The organism is Burkholderia mayonis (assembly GCF_001523745.2).
Taxonomy (GTDB): domain Bacteria; phylum Pseudomonadota; class Gammaproteobacteria; order Burkholderiales; family Burkholderiaceae; genus Burkholderia; species Burkholderia mayonis.
The window spans coordinates 2,766,204-2,786,565 of the sequence record NZ_CP013386.1 but is presented as its reverse complement, the minus strand read 5'-3'; the positions used below and the strand labels follow the sequence as shown (position 1 = coordinate 2,786,565).

14 protein-coding genes are annotated in these 20,362 nt (G+C 68.9%); 5 read left to right on the top strand and 9 right to left on the bottom strand.

Annotated elements, in window-relative coordinates:
* Positions 1-37: 37 nt before the first annotated feature.
* The 3 genes from WS70_RS13365 to WS70_RS13355 form a co-directional block, all read right to left on the bottom strand.
* Positions 38-1,255, bottom strand: coding sequence for a benzoate/H(+) symporter BenE family transporter (locus WS70_RS13365; protein WP_059596674.1), 1,218 nt, complete (start codon positions 1,253-1,255; stop codon positions 38-40).
* A gap of 70 nt (positions 1,256-1,325) precedes the next feature.
* Complete coding sequence (locus WS70_RS13360; RefSeq protein ID WP_059596701.1) at positions 1,326-2,501, bottom strand: vWA domain-containing protein; 1,176 nt, start codon at positions 2,499-2,501, stop codon at positions 1,326-1,328.
* A 122-nt stretch (positions 2,502-2,623) separates the two neighbouring features.
* The gene (locus WS70_RS13355) at positions 2,624-3,466 is read right to left on the bottom strand and encodes an AAA family ATPase (RefSeq protein WP_059469450.1); all 843 of its coding nucleotides are present in this window, start codon (positions 3,464-3,466) and stop codon (positions 2,624-2,626) included.
* Positions 3,467-3,709: 243 nt separating this feature from the next.
* Here WS70_RS13355 and WS70_RS13350 point away from each other — a divergent pair, with 243 nt between their 5' ends.
* Positions 3,710-4,078 carry a c-type cytochrome gene (locus tag WS70_RS13350; RefSeq protein WP_059469451.1) on the top strand — a complete coding sequence of 123 codons (369 nt, stop codon included), beginning with the start codon at positions 3,710-3,712 and terminating at the stop codon, positions 4,076-4,078.
* 40 nt (positions 4,079-4,118) lie between these two features.
* On the top strand, positions 4,119-4,487 hold the full coding sequence (locus WS70_RS13345; protein ID WP_009892353.1) for a c-type cytochrome: 369 nt from the start codon (positions 4,119-4,121) through the stop codon (positions 4,485-4,487).
* 355 nt (positions 4,488-4,842) lie between these two features.
* Here WS70_RS13345 and WS70_RS13340 read toward each other — a convergent pair whose 3' ends face one another.
* Positions 4,843-5,277, bottom strand: a complete 435-nt coding sequence (locus tag WS70_RS13340; RefSeq protein ID WP_059469452.1) for a DUF1841 family protein — start codon at positions 5,275-5,277, stop codon at positions 4,843-4,845.
* Positions 5,278-5,634: 357 nt separating this feature from the next.
* Here WS70_RS13340 and WS70_RS13330 point away from each other — a divergent pair, with 357 nt between their 5' ends.
* Positions 5,635-6,567 (top strand): DMT family transporter, encoded by a 933-nt coding sequence (locus tag WS70_RS13330; RefSeq protein WP_059469453.1) that lies wholly within the window; start codon positions 5,635-5,637, stop codon positions 6,565-6,567.
* Between the two features lie 597 nt (positions 6,568-7,164).
* On the opposite strand, the gene nth is transcribed toward WS70_RS13330, so the two are convergent.
* Together nth and rsxB are read right to left on the bottom strand one after the other, a co-directional pair.
* Positions 7,165-7,809: an endonuclease III gene (nth, locus tag WS70_RS13325; protein WP_059469454.1), complete on the bottom strand. Its 645-nt coding sequence runs from the start codon at positions 7,807-7,809 to the stop codon at positions 7,165-7,167.
* A gap of 4 nt (positions 7,810-7,813) precedes the next feature.
* Positions 7,814-8,674 (bottom strand): electron transport complex subunit RsxB, encoded by an 861-nt coding sequence (rsxB, locus tag WS70_RS13320; protein WP_059469455.1) that lies wholly within the window; start codon positions 8,672-8,674, stop codon positions 7,814-7,816.
* Between the two features lie 257 nt (positions 8,675-8,931).
* On the opposite strand from rsxB, the gene bspR reads away from it, so the two are divergent.
* Entirely contained in the window at positions 8,932-9,564 is a 633-nt protein-coding gene (gene bspR, locus WS70_RS13315) for a T3SS transcriptional regulator BspR (protein ID WP_059469456.1), read from the top strand.
* Between the two features lie 69 nt (positions 9,565-9,633).
* Here bspR and WS70_RS13310 read toward each other — a convergent pair whose 3' ends face one another.
* Together WS70_RS13310 and WS70_RS13305 are read right to left on the bottom strand one after the other, a co-directional pair.
* Positions 9,634-11,115: a polyhydroxyalkanoate depolymerase gene (locus tag WS70_RS13310; RefSeq protein ID WP_059596672.1), complete on the bottom strand. Its 1,482-nt coding sequence runs from the start codon at positions 11,113-11,115 to the stop codon at positions 9,634-9,636.
* Positions 11,116-11,333: 218 nt separating this feature from the next.
* On the bottom strand, positions 11,334-13,166 hold the full coding sequence (locus tag WS70_RS13305; RefSeq protein ID WP_059469458.1) for a glycoside hydrolase family 15 protein: 1,833 nt from the start codon (positions 13,164-13,166) through the stop codon (positions 11,334-11,336).
* 241 nt (positions 13,167-13,407) lie between these two features.
* On the opposite strand from WS70_RS13305, the gene WS70_RS13295 reads away from it, so the two are divergent.
* Positions 13,408-14,583 (top strand): lactonase family protein, encoded by a 1,176-nt coding sequence (locus WS70_RS13295; RefSeq protein ID WP_226382842.1) that lies wholly within the window; start codon positions 13,408-13,410, stop codon positions 14,581-14,583.
* 218 nt (positions 14,584-14,801) lie between these two features.
* On the opposite strand, the gene WS70_RS13290 is transcribed toward WS70_RS13295, so the two are convergent.
* Positions 14,802-20,231 carry a DNA translocase FtsK gene (locus tag WS70_RS13290; RefSeq protein ID WP_059596670.1) on the bottom strand — a complete coding sequence of 1,810 codons (5,430 nt, stop codon included), beginning with the start codon at positions 20,229-20,231 and terminating at the stop codon, positions 14,802-14,804.
* Positions 20,232-20,362: the final 131 nt, after the last annotated feature.

Below are 20,362 nucleotides of genomic sequence, written 5' to 3'. Positions count from 1 at the left end.
TCCGGGAACCGGTGCCGAACGACGGGATCGACGCGCGTCAGGCGGCGCGGCGCGCATTCAGGATCGCCTGCGTGAGCACGCCCGCAACGAGGCCCCAGAACGCCGAGCCGATCGACAGCAGCGTGAGGCCCGACGCTGTCACCATGAACGTGACGAGCGCCGCCTCGCGCTGGCGGGCGTCCTGCATTGCGTTGGTCAGGCCGCTCATGATCGAGCCGAACAGCGCGAGCGCGGCGACCGACACGACGAGCGCCTTCGGCAGCGCGCCGAACAGCGCGGCGATCGTCGCGCCGAACACGCCCGCGACGAGGTAGAACGCGCCGCACCAGACGGCCGCCGTGTAGCGCTTCGCGCGATCGTCGTGCGCTTCGGGGCCGGTGCAGATCGCGGCCGTGATCGCCGCGAGGTTGACCCCGTGCGAGCCGAACGGCGCGAGCACGAGCGATGCGATGCCCGTCGTCGCGATGAGCGGCGACGACGGCGTCCGATAGCCGTCCGCGCGCAGCACCGCGATGCCGGGCACGTTCTGCGACGCCATCGCGACGACGAAGAGCGGAACGCCGATGCTCACGATCGCCGACAGCGAGAACGACGGCATCGTGAACACGGGCCGCGCGAGCGCGACATGGAAGCGGCTGAAGTCGAGCAAGCCGAGCGCGCCCGCGACTGCGGCGCCGATCGCGAGCGTCGCGACGATCGCATAGCGCGGCGCCGCGCGCTTCACGATCAGGTACGTGAAGAACATCGCGAGCACGAGCGCAGTCTGGAACTGCGCGGCGCGGAAGATCTCGATGCCGATCTCGAACAGGATGCCGGCGAGCAGCGCGGCGGCGATGCCGGACGGGATCTTGCGCATCAGCGTGTCGAACAGGCCGCTCGCACCGACCGCGGCGAGCAGCAGCGCGCAGACGACGAACGCGCCGATCGCGTCCGCGTACGCGACGCCCGGCAGCGACGCGACGAGGAGCGCCGCGCCGGGCGTCGACCACGCGACGACGATCGGCGCGCGATATCGCATCGACAGCCCGATCGTCGTCACGGCCATTCCGATCGACAGCGCCCAGATCCACGACGAGATTTGCGCATCGGTCAGATGCGCGGCGCGGCCCGCCTGGAACATCAGCACGAGCGAGCTCGTATAGCCCGTCATCATCGCGACGAAGCCCGCGACGAGCGCGGACGCCGACGTGTCGGTGAAAAAACTCGGCCGCGCGACGGCGGGCGACAGATTGGAGGCGGGCGGCTGACTGCTCATCGGTGGAACGTCGGGTTGGAAGCGCTGGAAGCGTCGGAGGTGTCGAAAGGTACGGGGGACGGCGGGCGCGTCATTTGCTGAGCGCGCGCATCGCGGATTCGAGGCCCGCGAGCGTGAGCGAATACATCCGGTCGCCGAGCACGTCGCGGATGATCGAGATCGACTGCCGGTATTCCCACAGGCGCTCGGGCTCGGGGTTGAGCCACGCGTGGTGCGGGAACTGATCGGCGAGACGGCGCAACCACACGGCGCCCGCCTCGGGATTGCTGTATTCGACCGAGCCGCCCGGCTGCAGCACCTCGTACGGGCTCATCGTCGCGTCGCCGACGAAGATCAGCTTGTAGTCGGGCGTGAACTTGTGCAGCACGTCCCAGGTCGGCGTGCGCTCCGAGTGGCGACGGCGGTTGTTCTTCCACAGATGGTCGTACACGCAGTTGTGGAAGTAGTAGAACTCGAGGTGCTTGAATTCGGCCTTCGCGGCGGAGAACAGCTCTTCGGTGCGCTTGATGTGGTCGTCCATCGAGCCGCCGACGTCGAGCAGCATCAGCACCTTCACGTTGTTGTGGCGCTCGGGCACCATCCTGATGTCGAGCCAGCCGGCGTTCGCGGCGGTGCTGCGGATCGTGTCGGGCAGATCGAGCTCCTCGGCCGCGCCTTCGCGCGCGAAGCGCCGCAGCCGCCGCAATGCGACCTTGATGTTGCGCGTGCCGATCTCGACCGAGTCGTCGTAGTCGCGATACGCGCGCGCCTCCCACACCTTGACCGCGGTGCGGTTGCCGTTCGACGGCCCGCCGATCCGGATGCCTTCCGGGTTGTAGCCGCCGTGCCCGAACGGCGACGAGCCGCCCGTGCCGATCCACTTGTTGCCGCCTTCGTGGCGCGCCTTCTGCTCGTCGAGCAGTTGCTTCAGGCGCTCCGTCAGCTTGTCGATGCCGCCGAGCGACTGGATCTGCGCTTTCTCGTCGGGCGTGAGCTCGCGCTGCAGGCGTTTTTCGAGCCAGTCGAGCGGGATGTCGAACGCGTCCGCGGGCAGCGCAGACACGCCGTGGAAGTACGCGCCGAACGCCTTGTCGAACTTGTCGAAGTACTGCTCGTCTTTCACGAGCGTCATCCGCGCGAGATAGTAGAACGCGTCGAGCGACGGCTCGATCACCTGCGCCTTCAACGCCTCCAGCAGCGTCAGGTATTCCTTGACCGACACCGGCAGCTTCGCGGCGCGCAGCGAATAGAAGAAATCGATCAGCATGGGCGGGCCCTCGCGCAATCGTGGCGAGCCGGGCGGCGGTCGAACGTCGCGTGCGCGATCGCGGGCGTGACGGATGGGGGCCGGCGGCTCATCTCGCGTGTCTCCTCGCAGCTCCGGCGCGCCTAGCGGTTGTGGCGGTTCATGTAGACGAGCCGCTCGAACAGGCTCACGTCCTGCTCGTTCTTGAGCAGCGCGCCCGCGAGCGGCGGCACGATCTGCTTCTGGTCCTTCGAGCGCAGCGCGTCGGGCGGGATGTCTTCGGCGAGAAGGAGCTTCAGCCAGTCGAGCAGCTCGGACGTCGACGGCTTCTTCTTCAGCCCCGACACGCCTCTCAGCTCGAAGAAGCTCTCGAGCGCCGCGCGCAGCAGGTCCTGCTTGATGCCGGGGTAGTGGACCTCGACGATCTTCTGCATCGTCGACGGATCGGGGAACTGGATGTAATGGAAGAAGCAGCGGCGCAGGAACGCGTCGGGCAGCTCCTTCTCGTTGTTCGACGTGATGATGACGAGGGGGCGGTGCTGCGCCCGCACGGTCTCGCGCGTCTCGTACACGTGGAACTCCATTCGGTCGAGCTCGCGCAGCAGGTCGTTCGGGAACTCGATGTCGGCCTTGTCGATCTCGTCGATCAGCAGCACGCTCGGCCGCTCGGCGTCGAACGCCTGCCACAGCACGCCCTTCACGATGTAGTTTGCGATGTCCTTCACGCGCTCGTCGCCGAGCTGCGAATCGCGCAGGCGCGACACCGCGTCGTATTCGTAGAGGCCTTGCTGCGCCTTTGTCGTCGACTTGACGTGCCATTGCAGGAGCGGCATGTCGAGCGCCGCCGCGACTTCCTCGGCGAGCATGGTCTTGCCCGTGCCGGGCTCGCCCTTGATGAGGAGCGGGCGCTGCAGCGTGAGGGCCGCGTTGACGGCGAGCTTCAGATCGTCTGTCGCGACGTATTGCGAGGAACCTTCGAAACGCATGGCGGCGAGCTTCCGGCAAAAAATCCCAGTATAAGTCAGAAGCGCCGACGGCCTTGCGCGGCCGGTGTATCGTGCGGGGCGCATTCGGCGGGGCCGCATGGTGGACGCATTCCCCGACGACGCGGTACAATCTGGCCGTTTTTTTGGCCTGCGTGGCGGCCTCACAAGTATAACGGCGGCATGACGGCGCCGGCCGTTGCCTTTGCGGGCGCCAGTTTCCCCTCAAGCTAGGTTACAAGAGCTATGAACAAATTCGTCGGCAAACATGTCGCTGCCACAGTGCTTGCGGCGCTCGCGGCGCTATCCGCCAGTGCGCAGGCGGCCGGTGTGGTCGGCAACCCGAAGGACGGGGCGAGCAAGGCTGCGATGTGCATCGGCTGTCACGGCATCGAAGGCTACCGCGTCGCCTACCCGGAGGTCTACCGGGTTCCGCTCCTCGGCGGCCAGAACCAGGTTTATCTCGAGAACGCGCTTAGGGCCTACCGGAAGAAGGATCGCCATTTCCCGTCGATGAACGCGATCGCCGAATCGCTGACGGATCAGGACGTCGCCGATCTCGCGGCCTACTACGCCGCGCAAAAGCCCGATTCGAAGAACAATCCCTACAAGTAAGCTCGCGCTTGCTGATCTCAGCACCGGGATAGGAGCATCCATGAAGAAGCCTCAGACGGCACTCAAGACGGCGGCGGCGCTCGCGCTCGCAGCCGGCTTCGCGATCGGCACCGCGCATGCGGCGGACGTCGCGAAGGGCAAGGAACTCGTCGAGTCGCACAACTGCGCGGCCTGCCACGGCGCAAAGCTCGACAATCCGATCAACGCCGAATATCCGCGCCTCGCGGGCCAGCACGCCGACTACCTGGTCTGGGCGATGCGCCAGTACCAGATGGGCCTGACGAATCCGCTCCTCGGTCGCAACAACGCGATCATGCAGGCACAGGTGCAGAGCTTGTCGGTCGCCGACATGAAGGACATCGCCGCGTACCTCGAATCGCTGCAAGGCAGTCTCGTGTTCAAGAAGTAACGGACACGTCCGGCATCGCGTGCGCCCGCTTGTGCGGCGCGCGCCGAAAGTACCCCGCCTCGCGCCGGGGTATTTTTTTGTCCGGCGCGGGCGTGCGTTCGGTGGCGGCGCGTAACGGCGCGGCTCGTGGGGCGCGGCCTTCGCCGCGCCGATGGGTGGACAGATGCGGGGCGCACGGACGGCGGATTCATGCGCTCCGGCGAGTCGTGCGTCGCGGCCCGTCGCTGGTCGTCGGTCGGGGCCGACCTTTGCATCTATGGCAGGCGTGCCGCGCGTGCTCGCTCGTCGCTTCGACTATCGCAGCGATGCGACGACGAGACGACGTAGCGACGCGACGACGCCGGGCCGCGCGGCTTCAGCCACGCGAAGCGCGCTGCAGGATCCGTTGCAGATAGGCGTCGGAATCGGGCGGCGTATTCGTGCGCTGCGCTTCCCAGATCGTCTCGCCGAGACATTCCATGATCGCGTGCTGCGCGTCGTGCGCGGAGTCGAAGCGGGTGGCGAGCTTCTCGTGCGCGGCCCGGATGCCGGGCGGCTGATCGATCGACAACTGCTCGCTGATCGCGAGATGCATCGACAGATGCAGGAACGGATTCGCGCGTCCCTCGTCGGGCGTGTAATCGTGCGCGGTCGAACGCTCTGCGTCCTCGAGTTCTGCATGGTATTCGGGATGCTCGACGATCCAGTCGGCCGCGATCGCTTCGAGCGGCGTGAGGATCTCGCCCGAACGCTGCTTGCGCCAGGTGTCGATGAAGAAGCGACGCACGTCGTCGCGGCTCGGATTGAACATGATGTAGTGCGGGGTAGCGTGTGGCGGGCCGTCGCGGCCGCGCGAATGCGCATTTTACGCCGCCTGCGGCGGGACTGCCGAAAGCGCGTCGGGCACGCGCGCGGCGAGCGACAGGGCCAACGCCGGAAACGGAAGAGCCGCGGCGCGGCTCGCCTGCGCGTGTTGCCGCGCGCCCGAAGCAGCACGGCGGCTGGCGGATGCCGGCGTGCTGCGATGCGTTTCCTGTTCGACCGTCGTTCCAGGCGGGATGCTTGCCGCGGTGTGCGTCGCGAGCGGCGCAAGCGTCGGCATAAACACCGCTTATGCGGTCACCCGGAGCTCGTTAGAATCGAGCGCTTTCACTATTCCTTTTCCGTCATGACCTCCGCCGCCGGAGCACCATCCGCCGTGTTGCGCGGCGCGCTGTACGTCGCATTGTCCGCCGCCGCGTTCGGCGCGATGGCGATCTTCGGCCGTTACGCGTACGCGGGCGGCGCCGACGTGCTCGGCCTTTTGATCGTCCGCTTCTCGATCGCGGGCGCGCTGCTCGCCGTCGTCGCGCGGCGGCGGCGCGTCAACTGGCCGCGCGGCCGCGCGCTTGGCGCGATCGTCGGCATGGGCGCGCTCGGCTACGTCGGCCAGTCGCTGTGCTATTTCAGCGCGCTGCAGCACGCGCAGGCGAGCCTCGTCGCGCTGCTGCTCTATCTGTATCCAGCGTTCGTCACGCTGCTCGCCGCATGGTGGCTCGGCGAGCGGCTCACGCGCGCGAAGGCGGTCGCGCTCGCGCTGTGCGTCGCCGGCTCGGCGCTGATGGTGGGCGGCGGCCGCGGCGAGCCGCTCGGCATCGCGCTCGCGCTCGGCGCGGCGGTCGTCTATTCGCTGTACATCGTCGTCGGCGCGAAGGCGGCGCGCGGTGTCGATCCGCTCGCGACCGTCGCGATCATCTGCTGCGCCGCGGCCGCGATGCTCGTCATGCTCGCGCTCGTGCGCACAGTCGCGTTCGACGCGCCGCCGCATTGGCCGCGCGCGACGTCCGGCTGGGCGGCGCTCGTCGCGATCGCGCTCGTGTCGACCGTCGCCGCGATGCTCGCGTTCTTCGCCGGTCTCGAACGGCTCGGCGCCGCGCGGACGTCGATGCTGTCGACGCTCGAGCCCGTCGTGACGGTCGCGCTGGCCGCGTCGCTGTTCGGCGAGACGCTGACGCCGTTGCAAGGGGCGGGCGGCGTCGCGATCCTCGCGGCGGTGCTGTGGCTCGTGCGCGCGGGCAATGCGGCCAACGAAGCGGAGCCGAAGGCGATCGCGGGCGCGTAACGCGTGTGGCTCGCTGGGCGGGCGTTCGGCGGGTGTCCATTGTCGATTGGACGGGGCGGCGGCTCGATCTGGGGGAAGAAGAGCTGGCGTCGCATATCGAAGACGCGTGTGCGATGGTGATTCTGCCGAGCGGGTCGAGCGGGTCGAGCGGGTCGAGCGGGTCGAGCGGGTCGAGCAAGTCGAGCAAGTCGAGCAAGTCGAGCGGGGCGACGCAGCGATCAGGACGGCGCGATACGCGCGGCCGCGAGGCTGGGATTCGTCGCCCGTTGATTGGACTGCGCGAAGGTCGGAGCAGGTGGCGGAAAGTCGACGCAGCACGCTGTCGTTTTCGATGCGGCTGCAATTGTGCGGACGTCGTCGAGCCGGCGACGAACGGACGCGCAACAAGCACGCGGTCGCGCGGCGAGCGTCCTGCGTGTCCGCTCGAACGGCTCGGAACGGATGACCGGGTGAACAACCGAAGGGACGGTCGCCTCGCATACGGACGGCTCCAACGCGATGCCGCGCGGCTGGCACAGCCGCCGCGTCTCACGACGCCCACACGCGTACGAAGCGATTCGCACAGCCGCGCGCAGCTTCACACGCGGCCCACGTCCGTTACTGCACCGGCGCCGGCGTCTTCGGCTTGTATTCGCAAAGCGGCTCGATCGCGCAATGCCAGCACTCGGGCCGCCGCGCCTTGCATACATAGCGTCCGTGCAGGATCAGCCAGTGATGCGCGTCGTGCAGGAATTCCTCCGGCGTGAACTTCTCGAGCGCGGCTTCGACCGCGCGCACGTCCTTGCCGGGCGCGAGCCCCGTGCGGTTCGCAACGCGGAAGATGTGCGTATCGACGGCGATCGTCGGCTGGCCGAACGCGGTGTTGAGCACGACGTTCGCGGTCTTGCGGCCGACGCCTGGCAGGCTCTCGAGCGCTTCGCGGTCAGCGGGCACTTCGCCGTCGTAGCGCTCGAGCAGGATCCGACATGCCGCGACGACGTTCTTCGCCTTCGTCCGATAGAGGCCGATCGTCTTGATGTAGTCGGCGACGCCTTCCTCGCCGAGCGCGACGATCTTCTTCGGCGTGTTCGCGACCGGGAACATCTTGCGCATCGCCTTGTTGACCGATACGTCGGTCGCCTGCGCCGACAGCATCACTGCGATCAGCAGTTCGAACGGCGTCGTGTATTCGAGCTCGGTCGTCGGATGCGGGTTGAGGCTTTGCAGCGTTTCGAAGATCGCGCGTCGTTTGTTGGCGTTCATGCGGTTATGGCTTCGGTTTCGAGGTCGGCGATGCGTCGCCCGCGGCATCCGAAGCGTCGGCGTCGTCCGGCTTGTCGCTCGTGTCGCGCGGGTCGGCGAGACGGCGACGGCGTGCTTCGGCCGCTTCGATCTGCGCCTGCACCGCGGCGCTCACGCCTTCGGTGTTCTTCGGGCCCGCGCCCTGCGCGGCGAGCTCTTCCTTCTTCTTGCGGGCGCGCTCGAGCGCCGCCGCGATGATCGCGCGTTTCTTCGCTTCCGGATCGTCGGCGGCGGCCGTGGCAGGCGCGGGGACCGCGGGGGCGGCTGCCGCAGCGCTCGCCGCTCGCCGCGCCGCCGCGCGCGCTTCGGCCGCTTCGCGCTCGCGCGTCTGGCGCGCGAGGCGTGCGTCGTGCCGCGTGCGCGCGGCGTCCGCCTGCTGCTGCGACCACGCGTCCCAGCCGGTCGTCTCGCCCGTGACGGGTATCATCGCGATGCAGTCGACGGGACAGGGCGGCACGCACAGGTCGCAGCCGGTGCAGAGCTCGGCGACGATCGTATGCATTTGTTTCGGTGCCCCGACGATAGCATCGACGGGGCACGCCTGCATGCACAGCGTGCAGCCGATGCACAGCTGCTCGTCGATGAACGCGACGGGGCGCGGGCGCTCGACGCCGTGCTCCGGATTGAGCGGAATCACGGGCTTGCCGAGCAGCTTCGCGAGGCGCGCGACGCCTTCGACGCCGCCCGGCGGGCACTGGTCGTAGCCGGCGGTGCCGGCCGCGATCGCCTCCGCGTACGGACGGCAGCCTTCGTAGCCGCACTTCGTGCATTGCGTTTGAGGCAGCAGATCTTCGATGCGATCCGCGAGGGTCTTGGAATCAGTCACGGTGACTACGTGGGGAGGCGCGCGGGCGCGGCACGGCGGCCGGGCGTTCGAATGCGGCCAGGATCTTTCTCGAAACGACAATTATCGCCGATTTTTCGCATTGCGCTTAACAACGCATGTGCCATAATCAAAACGCTTTTCCGCGTGACTATAGCAGGGTGTCCCTTAACGACGGCGCGCCCGTTCATGCTGCTGGCGATCGACGCAGGGCCGGCGGCGCGAGCCGGACTACGCGGCTCACATAGCAAAACGCCACTATGAATCAGCCAAAAATCAAAAGAGACCCAGAGGGAACCCGGCGCCGGATCCTGCTCGCGGCAGCCGACGAATTCGCGACAGGGGGGCTGTTCGGTGCGCGAGTCGACCAGATCGCACGCCGTGCCGAGACCAACGAGCGCATGCTCTATTACTACTTCGGCAGCAAGGAGCAGTTGTTCACTGCGGTGCTCGAATACGCGTTCTCCGCGCTGACGGAGGCCGAGCGGGCGGTCGATCTCGAGGGCGTCGCGCCCGTCGAGGCGATCACGCGGCTCGCGCATTTCGTGTGGGACTATTACCGCGATCATCCCGATCTGCTACGTCTTCTCAACAACGAGAACCTGCATGAGGCGCGCTATCTGCAGAAGTCGACGCGCATCCGCGAGATGATCTCGCCGATCGTCGCGACGCTCGACGGCGTGCTCGAACGCGGCCAGAAGGCGGGGCTCTTTCGCACGGACATCGATCCGCTGCGCTTCTACGTGACGCTGTCGGGGCTCGGCTACTACATGGTGTCGAACCGCTTCACGCTCGCGGCGACGTTCGGCCGCGATTTCAGCACGCCCGGCGAGCGAACCGAGATGGTCAAGATGAACACCGAGCTGCTGCTCGCGTATCTGCTCAGGCGTTGAACCGGGCAGGGCGCCCGGCTGGTTTCGGATTTTCGCCACGCTCGTTCGGCGATAAGCGGCGGACCGGCGTCAGGCAGCCTTGCGCGAACGCGGCACGCGCGTTGCCGCGACCTTCGCTGCGGTGCGCTTCGCGGCGGCCGGTTTTGCCGCGCGCGCTTTCGCCGCCGGGCGCTTCGCGTCCGCCAGCCGGAGCGTCGCCGCCGCCGCCGCCGGCGCGGTGCTCGCCGTCTCGCTGCCCGACGTCGATTCGCTCGGCGTGGTCGGCGAAGTCGGCGGGCGCGTGGTCTGCGGCGTCGGCTTCTTCGGCTGCGACGCGTGCTCGCGGATGAAGTCGCGCAGCTGCGGATAGATGATCGTGCGCCAGCGGCGGCCCGAGAAGATACCGTAGTGGCCGCATTTCTCGGCGGTGAGGCTGCGGCGGTGCGCCTGCGGAATGCCCGTGCACAGCTCGTGCGCGACGTGCGTCTGGCCGCTGCCCGAGATGTCGTCGAGCTCGCCTTCGATCGTCATCAGCGCGGTCGAATGGATGTCGGCCGGCTTCACGCGTTCGCCATGGATGTCCCACGTGCCTTCGGCGAGACGGAATTCCTGGAACACGATGCGGATCGTGTCCAGGTAATATTCGGCCGCCATGTCGAGCACCGCGTTGTATTCGTCGTAGAAGCGGCGGTGCGCTTCGGCGTCTTCCTCGTCGCCGCGCAACAGGCTCTGGTAGAAGTCCCAGTGCGATTGCGCGTGGCGCTCTGGATTCATCGCGACGAAGCCCGTGTGCTGCAGGAAGCCCGGATAGACCTTGCGGCCTTCGCCCGGATAGTTCGCGGGCACCGTGTGGATCACGTTGTTCTCGAACCACGAATGCGAGCGGTTCGTCGCAAGCGAATTCACCGACGTCGGGCTCTTCCGCGCGTCGATCGGACCGCCCATCATCGTCATCGTGAGCGGCGTGTCCTCGCCGCGGCTCGCCATCAGCGAGATCGCCGCGAGCACGGGCACGGTCGGCTGGCATACCGAGATCACGTGCAGGTTGCGCGCGCCGATATGTCGGATGAATGCCTGGATGTAGTCGACGTAGTCGTCGAGGTGGAACGGGCCGACTTCGACGGGCACCATCCGCGCGTCGATCCAGTCGGTGATGTACACCTTGTGATCCTGCAGCAGCGTGCGGACCGTATCGCGCAGCAGCGTCGAGTGGTGGCCGGACAGCGGCGCGCACACGAGCACGACGGGTTCGTCCTTCAGTTGCCCGACGGCGTCCGAGTCGTCCGCGTAGCGCTTGAAGCGCAGCAGGCGGCAGAACGGCATCTCGACGATCGTCTGCTCGACGATCGGAATGTTGTGCCCGTCCTTGACGATCTGGTGAATCGCGAATTCCGGCTTCTCGTAATCCTTGCCGAGCCGGAACAGCAATTCGTAGCCTGCCGCGAGGCGCGTCGCGCCCGGCACGAGCGACAGCGGGCTCAACGGATTCGCGAACGATTTCGAGGCGGCCTGTGCCCAGGCGGTCAGCGGGCTCAGCATCGCCCGCTGGAATTCGTGAAATTGGTAAAGCATGCGAGCTCCCGATGGGAGAACGGTGCGCGAAGGCGGCGCGGAGCGTCGCGGCGTGCCGTGTCAGTCAGCAATCGGACCGATTCGCTCATGAGATCGAATCAGTCGCGACCGATCATATCGGACAATCAGGGGTGTCGCAACGCAGCATACCCGCATTTTCGAGGGATGCCTCGACATCTGACGATGTCTTACGTTTGTCGTGCAAACGTGAATCGGCATCATTGTCCGGCGACGGCATCGGCGGGCGTTGGCTGGCCGGCCGCACGCAGCATTTCCTCTTCGTGATGCATCAGGTTGAACGCCGTGTGCACGAGCCCGACGTGCGAGAACGCCTGCGGGAAATTCCCTACCTGACGCCGCGTGACTGGATCGTATTCCTCGGCGAGAAGGCCGAGGTCGTTCGTCAGCGACAGCAGGCGCCGAAAGAGCGCGTGCGCGTCGTCGATGCGCCCGAGTAGCGCGAGATTGTCGACGAGCCAGAAGCTGCACGCGAGAAACGTGCCTTCGCCGGGCGGCAGGCCGTCGTCGTATTCGGTCGTGTGGTAGCGCAGCACGAGGCCGTCGTGCATCAGGCCGCGCTCGATCGCGGCGACCGTGTCCGCCACGCGCGAATCGGACGGCGGCAGGAAGCCGACGAGCGGCAGCATCAGCACGCTCGCATCGAGCGCGTCGCTGCCGTAGCTTTGCGTGAATGCGCGCACGCGCGCATTCCAGCCGTGCGCGCAGACGTCCGCGTGGATCTCGTCGCGCACCGCGCGCCAGCGGTCGAGCGGCGCGGGCAGGCGGAACATCTCGGCCGACTTGATCGCGCGGTCGAACGCGACCCACGCCATCACCTTCGAGAACGTGAAGTGCCGGCGGCCGCCGCGCGTCTCCCAGATGCCTTCGTCCGGCTCGCGCCAGATCTTCTCGAGGTGCGCGAGCAATGTCGTCTGGACGGACCAGACCGTGTCGTCCGCCTGCAGGCCGCCGACGCGCGCGATGTGCAGCGCGGCCATCACTTCGCCGAACACGTCGAGCTGCAACTGGTTCGCCGCGTTGTTGCCGATCCGCACCGGCCGCGAGTCGTGATAGCCCGGCAGCCAGTCGAGCTCCATTTCGGGCAGGCGCCGTTCGCCCGCGATCCCGTACATGATCTGGATCTGCTCGGGCGAGCCCGCCATCACGCGGCCGAGCCACGCCCGCCATGCGCGCGCTTCGTCGTAGTAGCCGCCGCGCATCAGCGCGAGCAGCGTGATTGTCGCGTCGCGCAGCCAGCAGTAGCGGTAGTCCCAGTTGCGCGAACCGCCCAGTTGTTCGGGCAGCGACGTCGTCGGCGCGGCGACGATGCCGCCCGTCGGCTCGTACGCGAGCGCCTTCAGCGTGATCAGCGAGCGGCGCACAGCCGCGGCGTAGCGGCCGCGCAACGGACAGCGCGTCGACCATTCGAGCCAGTAGTTCTCGGTGCGCGCGAGCATCGACAGCGGCTCGCGGGCGGGCGGCAGCCGCAGGTGCGACGCCGCGTAGCTGAGCGAGAACGGCACGCGCTCGTCGGCCTTCACGGTGAATTCGGCGACCGTATGCAGGTTCTGGCCCGACAGCGGCACCGGCGTGCGCAGCACGACCGTGTCCGGACCCGCGATCGCCTTCACGCCGGCTTCGCGCGGCAGCCGCGTGACCCACGGAACCGAGAAGCCGTAGTCGAAACGCAACACGAGCTGCATCTGCATCTTCATCTCGCCGCGCCGGCCGACGACGATCCGCACGAGCTCCGACCAGCCGCTGTCGGGTGGCATGAAGTCGATCACGGTGACGGCGCCTTCGTCGCTCTCGTAGTCGGTTTCGAGGATCAGCGTGTCGCCGCGGTAGCGGCGCGACGTCGAGCTCACGCGGACGTCGGCGGCGGGCGCGACGAGCCAGCGGCCGTGCTCCGGCGTGCCGACGAGCGCGGCGAAGCATGCGCCGGAATCGAAACGGGGCCAGCACAGCCAGTCGACCGAGCCGTCCCGGGAGATCAGCGCGGCCGTGTGGCCGTCGCCGACGAGGGCATAGTCTTCGATGAGGGCGGGCATGGGCGACGATCCTCCAACTCCAACAATCTTGTCGTTCATGATCTGGGCACGCCCGCGCCGCGCTGTACGGCGGCAAGCGGGGACCCGTATACTCCGGCGGACGACGCCGCGCGGGGAGTCCGGACGGCCCGCGCTTCGCAACATCACATCACTTGAGACGGATCGATGCAAGGAGGTTCCGATGACCCAACGCGCTCACGCGCCTTCGTCTTTCACTTTCCCGCTTAGGCTGAGCCACTGGATGAAAGGTTTCGCGCTCGCGCTGCCGCTCCTGAGCGCCCATGCGTTCGCACAAGATGCGAGCGCCGGCCCTGCGGGCGGCGTCTACAACCTGCTCGTCGGCACCTACGCGGGCCCGGGCAGCGATGGCATCCATGTGTATCGCTTCGACACCGATTCGGGGCGCGTGACGCCCGTGTCGTCGGCGAAGGCCGAGAACTCGTCGTACCTCGTCGCAAGCCGCGACGGCCGCCACGTGTACGCGGTCAACGAGCTGCCCGGCGACGCCGGTCCGGCGAGCGTGCGCGGCGGGGTCAGCGCATTCGACTTCGACGCGAAGACGGGCGCGCTCGCATTCGTCAACCGCGTGTCGTCGGAAGGCAACGATCCGTGCTACCTGAGCCTGTCGCCGGACGGCAAGTATCTCGTCGCGGCGAACTATTCGGTCGCGTCCGATCCGGGCGGCAGCTTCTCGGTATTTCCGGTCGAGGCGACGGGCGCGCTCGGCGCTGCCGTGCTGAACGTGCATCACGAGGGCACGGGCCCCGTGAAGGGGCGCCAGGACGGCGCGCACGTCCATTCGACCGTGTTCTCGCCGGACGGCAAGTATCTGTTCGTGCAGGACCTCGGCGCGGACAAGATCTATTCGTACCGCTACACGCCGGACGGCAGCCGCGGGCTCGTCGGCCCGACCGGTGCGCGCTACGCGCTCGTGAAGCCGGGCTCGGGCCCGCGCCATCTCGTGTTTGGCGCGAACGGGCGGTTCGCTTACGTGACCAACGAGCTGAACGCGTCGGTCGACGTGTATCGCTACGACGATGGCCGGCTCGCGCACGTCGAGACCGTTTCGATGACTGCGCCGGGTTTCGCCGGCAAGGTTGGCGGGGGCGCGCTGCACCTGTCGCCGGACGGGCGCTTCCTGTACGCGAGCAACCGCGGCGACGCGAACGACATCGTGATCTATGCGGTGAACCCGGCCGACGGCAAGCTGAAGCTCGCCGGCCGTCAATCGAGCCTCGGCAGGACGCCGCGCGAGTTCGCGATCGATCCGAGCGGCAAGTGGCTCATCGTCGGCAACCAGGACAGCGACAGCGTGTTCGTGTTCCGGCGCGACGTCGCGAGCGGCCGGCTCGAGCCGAATCCGGCGAAGATCGAGGTCGGCAAGCCGGTCGACTTCGAGTTCGTGCCGGTGCAGTAGCGGCGAGCGGCGCGCAGCGCGCGCGAACGCCGCAGCGGCTGGTCGGATCAGTCAGGGACGAGGCGGGAGCCGGACGCCGGGCGCCGAGTGCGTTCCGGTGGTTCGTTCGAGTTCGAGAATGAAAAACCCCCTCGCGTGTCGCGAGGGGGCTTTTGCTGCATTGCGTCGTGCCGCGCGGTGTCGAAGCCGTGCCGCGCGGCGGCACATGCACCGCGCGCTTATTCGGGCAGCGGCGGCGCGAGCACCTCGCGGCTGCCGTTGATGCCCATCGGCGACACGAGGCCCGCCGCCTCCATCTGCTCGACGAGCCGCGCCGCGCGGTTGTAGCCGATGCGCAACTGCCGCTGCACCGACGAGATCGACGCGCGCCGCGTGCGCACGACGAACGCGACGGCCTCGTCGTAGAGCGGATCGGCTTCCGCGTCCGGCGCCTCGCCGAACAGATCCTGCGACCCGCCTTCGGAGCCCGGCCCGTCGAGAATCCCTTCCTCGTACTGCGGTTCGCCGAACTGCTTCAGATACTCGACGATCCGGTGCACTTCCTCGTCCGCGACGAACGCGCCGTGTACGCGCTGCGGGTAGCCGGTGCCGGGCGGCAGGAACAGCATGTCGCCCTGGCCGAGCAGCGATTCGGCGCCCATCTGATCGAGGATCGTGCGCGAATCGATCTTCGACGACACCTGGAATGCGACGCGCGTCGGAATGTTCGCCTTGATGAGGCCCGTGATCACGTCGACGGACGGCCGCTGCGTCGCGAGGATCAGATGGATGCCCGCCGCGCGCGCCTTCTGCGCGAGCCGCGCGATCAACTCCTCGATCTTCTTGCCGGCGACCATCATCAGGTCCGCGAGCTCGTCGATCACGACGACGATGAGCGGCAGCGGCGACAGCGGCTCCGGATCGTCGGGCGTGAGCGAGAACGGGTTGCCGATCTTCTTTTCCTTCGCGGCGGCGTCGCGGATCTTCTGGTTGAAGCTCGCGAGATTGCGCACGCCGACGGCCGACATCAGCCGATAGCGCTTTTCCATCTCGCCGACGCACCAGTTGAGCGCGTTCGCGGCGAGCTTCATGTCGGTGACGACGGGCGCGAGCAGATGCGGGATGCCTTCGTAGACCGACAGCTCGAGCATCTTTGGATCGATCATGATGAGCCGCACGTCCTCGGGCGTCGCCTTGTAGAGGAGCGACACGATCATCGCGTTGATCGCGACCGACTTGCCCGAGCCGGTCGTGCCGGCGACGAGCATGTGCGGCGCCTTCGCAAGATCGGTGACGACGGGATTGCCGGTGATGTCCTTGCCCATCGCGAGCGTGAGCTGCGACGCCGAGTGCTGGTACTGGCGCGACGCGAGGATTTCGGACAGGCGGATCACTTGCCGCTTCGCGTTCGGCAGCTCGAGGCCCATGCAGGTCTTGCCGGGGATCGTCTCGACGACGCGGATCGACGTGAGGCCGAGGCCGCGCGACAGGTCCTTCATCAGGCCGACGATCTGGCTGCCGCGCACGCCGAGCGCGGGCTCGATCTCGAAGCGCGTGATCACGGGGCCGGCCGACGCGCCGACGACCGTCACCGGCACCTTGAACTCCTGCAGACGCTGCTCGATGATCTGACCGGTTTGCGCGAGATGCTCGTCGGAGATCGCCTCGATGGTGTCGGCCGCGGGTTCGAGCAGATCGAGCGTCGGCAGTTCGACGTTCGACGCGGCGGGCGCGTGGAATTCGAACGCGTTCGGGCCCGGCTGGAGCATCGGGCGGGGGCGCTCGGCGGGGGCGGCGCTTGACGGCGCGGCGGCGACAGCATCCGATGTGGGTGGCATGGTTGGCGTGCCCGGCGCTTGCGGCGCCCCAGGTGCGGCGGTGTGCGGCGACGGCGACGCGCCCGGCACGGTTGCGTTCGGCACGCTCGACACGTGGCCGGTCGGCGCCGGCGCGTACGATACGGTGACGTTCGGCGGCGTCATGCTCGGCGCGACGATCGGCGAGGCGACTGCACCGGGAGCGGCGACGCCTGTCGTTGCGGCCGTCGGCGCGCTCACGCTCGGCATGACGGACGGTGCGCCGGCGGGCGACGTGATTGCGGGCGCGGCGACTGCGTTCGAGGTGACTGCGGGCGCGGCGGCGAAGTTCGGCGCGGCGATGCCCGCCGCGCCGGCGGGCGGCACGCCGCCGCTCGGCGCGACTGCGCTTGGCCCGGCTGCGGCTGGCGGGATATTCGACGCACCGATGGGCGGCATGGCCGGGCGCGATGTGGGGACGGCCGTCGCGATCGCGACGGGCACGCTGGAGAACGTCGCGGCCGCGCGAGGCGCGGCGAAGTTCGACGTCTCCCCAGGCGCGACGGTGCGTGACGCCACGGCCTTCGTGACTGTGTCCGACGCGACGGGAGCGGGCATCGTCGTATCCGGCGTGGCGACCGATGCAGCGCCGGATGGTGCGGCGGCGCTCGATCCGCTCGGCGATTGCGTCGCTGGCGCGGGTGACGTCGCAGCGGACGTCGATCCGGCGGAGCCGGCGGTGGTGGCGGTGGCGGCGAAAGGCGTGTTCGGAACGGCTGTCGTCGATGCAGGCGACGGCATGGCGGCGGACGCCGCTCGATTGATCGCGGGCGTGCTGGCGGGCGTCGTCGGGGCGCTTGCCGGGGCGGCGGTCCCCGAGACGGTCTGGGCGGTCGCTGCCGCCGCACGGGCGGCGCCCTGCATGCCGAAGGCCGCGCCGGCCATGCCGACTGCGCCGGCTGCATTGCCCGTCGAGGTCTGTGTCGTCGAAGGCGGTGGAACGAGCGAGGCGGCCGAGATGGCCGGAGCGGTCAAGGCAGTCGGAGCAGTCGAGGCAGACGGCGACGTATCCATGGCCGGCATTGTCTGAGCCTTCGATTCGTTCGATACGACCGCGGCCTTCTCCAGCATCGGCGCAGTCGCGTTTTTGGTCGCGGCCAATGCGTCGCTGTTCCGGGCGCTCGTCGCGGGGCGTGCCGCGTCGCCCGTCCGGGGCAGGGCGGTTGCAGCACTCGCCGACGATTCGGCGGGCGCCGGTTGCGAGGCGGCCGCACTGATCGTGGCCGCAGCTCGTGTCGATTGCGGTTGCGCGTGCGATTCGGTTTGCATCGTCGCGGAAGGCGCAGCCGGGACGCCGGCGTCCACCGCGTCTTCCCATGGCGCGATCGCGCGCCGCGTGTCGACGGCTTGCGAAGCGCTCGCCATCGTGCGCGAGCCGAAAGCGACAGCCGGTTGCGGCACGGCTTGTGTGCTGTTGCCGCTGGCCGGCGCGATCGGCTTGCGGTCCACGGCGCCGCCGTTCGACGTGGCGGTCAGCGCGGCGCCTGCCGCGATCGGGGCGGCGGTTTGCGACGCGGGAGCGACGCTCGGTGCGGCTACGGATCGCTGCTCGCTTGCGACGACGGCGGTCGCCGGTTCCTGGCTTGGCGATGGCGTGTCGGCAATGCCGAATGCCGGCTCGTGCGGCGCAGCGTCGTCTCGCGGCTTCATATCGGGCGCGCCGGTCGGATCTTTTGCGTCGGCTGCTTCGGACGTTGCAACCGATGCAGGTTTCGTCACGGCGGCCGACCGGACCGCCTCGGCGACGATCGGCGCGTCGGCCGTCGCAATAGGCGCAGCGGCGGCGACGACGTCGCTCGCCGATACCGTGACGGATGCGGCGTTCTGCTCTGCCGGATTGCCGGCAGGCGCGCCGACATCGGCGACGGGCGGGGCGTCTTCGACGGCCGCATTGGCGGCTGCAGCGGGCATGACGGACGCGTCAATCCGGTGAGTCGTCTCGGCAGCCGGCGACAGGGACGTTCCGGCCGCGCCGACTTCGGGGGCATGCGCGACGGGCGTGCCGACGTCGATGCCGCGAGCGGCATCGACCGATGCAGCCGCGGCTTCGACGGACGTGATCTTGCCCATGACGTCGACGGCCGGGGCGTCGGATGCTGCTACCGCCGATTCAGCGGCGGGCGCGTCGGCTTCGGCAGGGGCGGCGGCATCGGCGTCGACCGTTGACCAGGCTACTTCGGCCGCCGGTGCGACAGCCTCGACGACAGGAGAAACCGCAGCCGCAGTCACTTCCTCTGCCGCTGGAATGCTCGATGCAACCGCCGCCGCCTCGATGGCCGACGGCACGGACGGCGCGCGCGCCGCTTCCGGCACCGAGGCGACACTCGTCGCGCCGGCGATCGTCGTCCATTGCGCGGCGTTGGCCTCGATCGAGCGCAGCGTCTCGTGCACGCTTGCTGCGGGCGCGATGCGTTCCGCGGGTTTTTCCGTCCACGCGTAGAGCGGCGCGCGCGCCGGGCCGGCCGGCCGCTTGCGTGCGGATTCTGCGATGGGTGCCGTGATCGGCGCGCGGGCGGGCTGTGGCAGCGTCGCGGCAAGATTGCGGCGCGGCGCGCTGGCCGCCGCCTGCCGCGACGGCGTGAACGTCATCGGCCGATTGCGAGCAGCCGATACGGCGGCCTGCGTCGCCGGGCGGCGCAGCACGAAGCGCTCGTCGGGCGTGGCGGGATGCGGTCCCGACCGCTTGCCGATCGCCGCGACGGCCGCGGTCGAGCCGATCGGCTTGGCGATGCCGGCCGCAGCCGGTGCGAACGGTGCGTGGGGCGTGCCGGACGAAACGTGCGTGCCGAGCGGGGCGGCCGCTCCGCCTGCCGACGCGGCGCCGCTTGCCGGCTTCGCGAGGCCGCCCGCCGGCATCGTTCCGGCAGCCCTTGCCGGGCCGGCCGCGGGTGCGGTCGAGACTGGATGCGGCGCTTTCGCCGCAATGCTTCCTTGCGTCGCCGGGCTCGCAGCTTTCGATACGCCGCTCGCCGACATCGCCGGCGTCGTCGGGTTGGCCGCTTGGGACGTGCTGCTCACGGGCCTGGCGGCGCCGGCCGTTTTCGCCGGCTCGCCCGTCGTCATGGCGCTGCCCGCCGTCTTCGAGAGTCCGCTCGCGGGTGCTGCGACCGCGGCCGCCTTCGCGACGCCGCTCGCCGCCGCTCCCGCCACCGCGGCTGCCGACGCCGTGCCGCGCGCGGACGCCCCCGGCTTGAGCCATCCGGAGGGCGCGGTCGGTTCCACCGCGGGTCGCGCCGCGGCGTTGCGTCGATCGCCGCGCTGCGCGTCGTTCGGCTTCCACAGCGTCGGCCGTGAAAAGCGGCCATTCTGCCGAGGCGCCATCGAGTTGACCGTGTGCGCGGTCGTCGGCTGCACGTCGGCTGCGCGGCGCACGCGCCGGTCGTCGTCGCGATGCAGCGCGGCGCGCGGCAGGTCCGCGACGCCGCGCGATTCGCCGCCGCGCTCGCGCGCGAAGCGGATACCGAACGACGCGTCGAGCCACGCGTTCACCTGCTGCCAGCGAACGCCGACGAGCCACGGCAGCCCGACGAAGAACAGCACGACCATCGCGAGCGGCGTGCCGACGTGCCCGAACACCCGTTCGAAGCCGCCCGCGAGCGTGTGGCCGAGCGCGTTCGTCGTCGCGTCGCCCGGCAGCGCGGTCGCGAGCGTGCAGCTCGCGACGAGCACGCAGAAGAAGCCGAGCCATAGCCGGATCGAGCCGTGGCCCGCGAGGCCGCCGCCGCCCGGCAACATCGCCTTGACGAGCCGCCAGAAAAGAGGAATGAACCAGACGGCCGAGAGGCCGAACCAGCCGAGAACTACCGTTTGCATGCTCAGAAACTGGAGGAGGACGGGGCGCGACGCGCGACCCCGTCGAGTTTAACCGGTCGACGAAGTTGGTTTCGGGAACGGCGCGCGTCGTCGCGCCGTCGTCGTGCGCGCGCAACCCGGCGGGCAGCGCC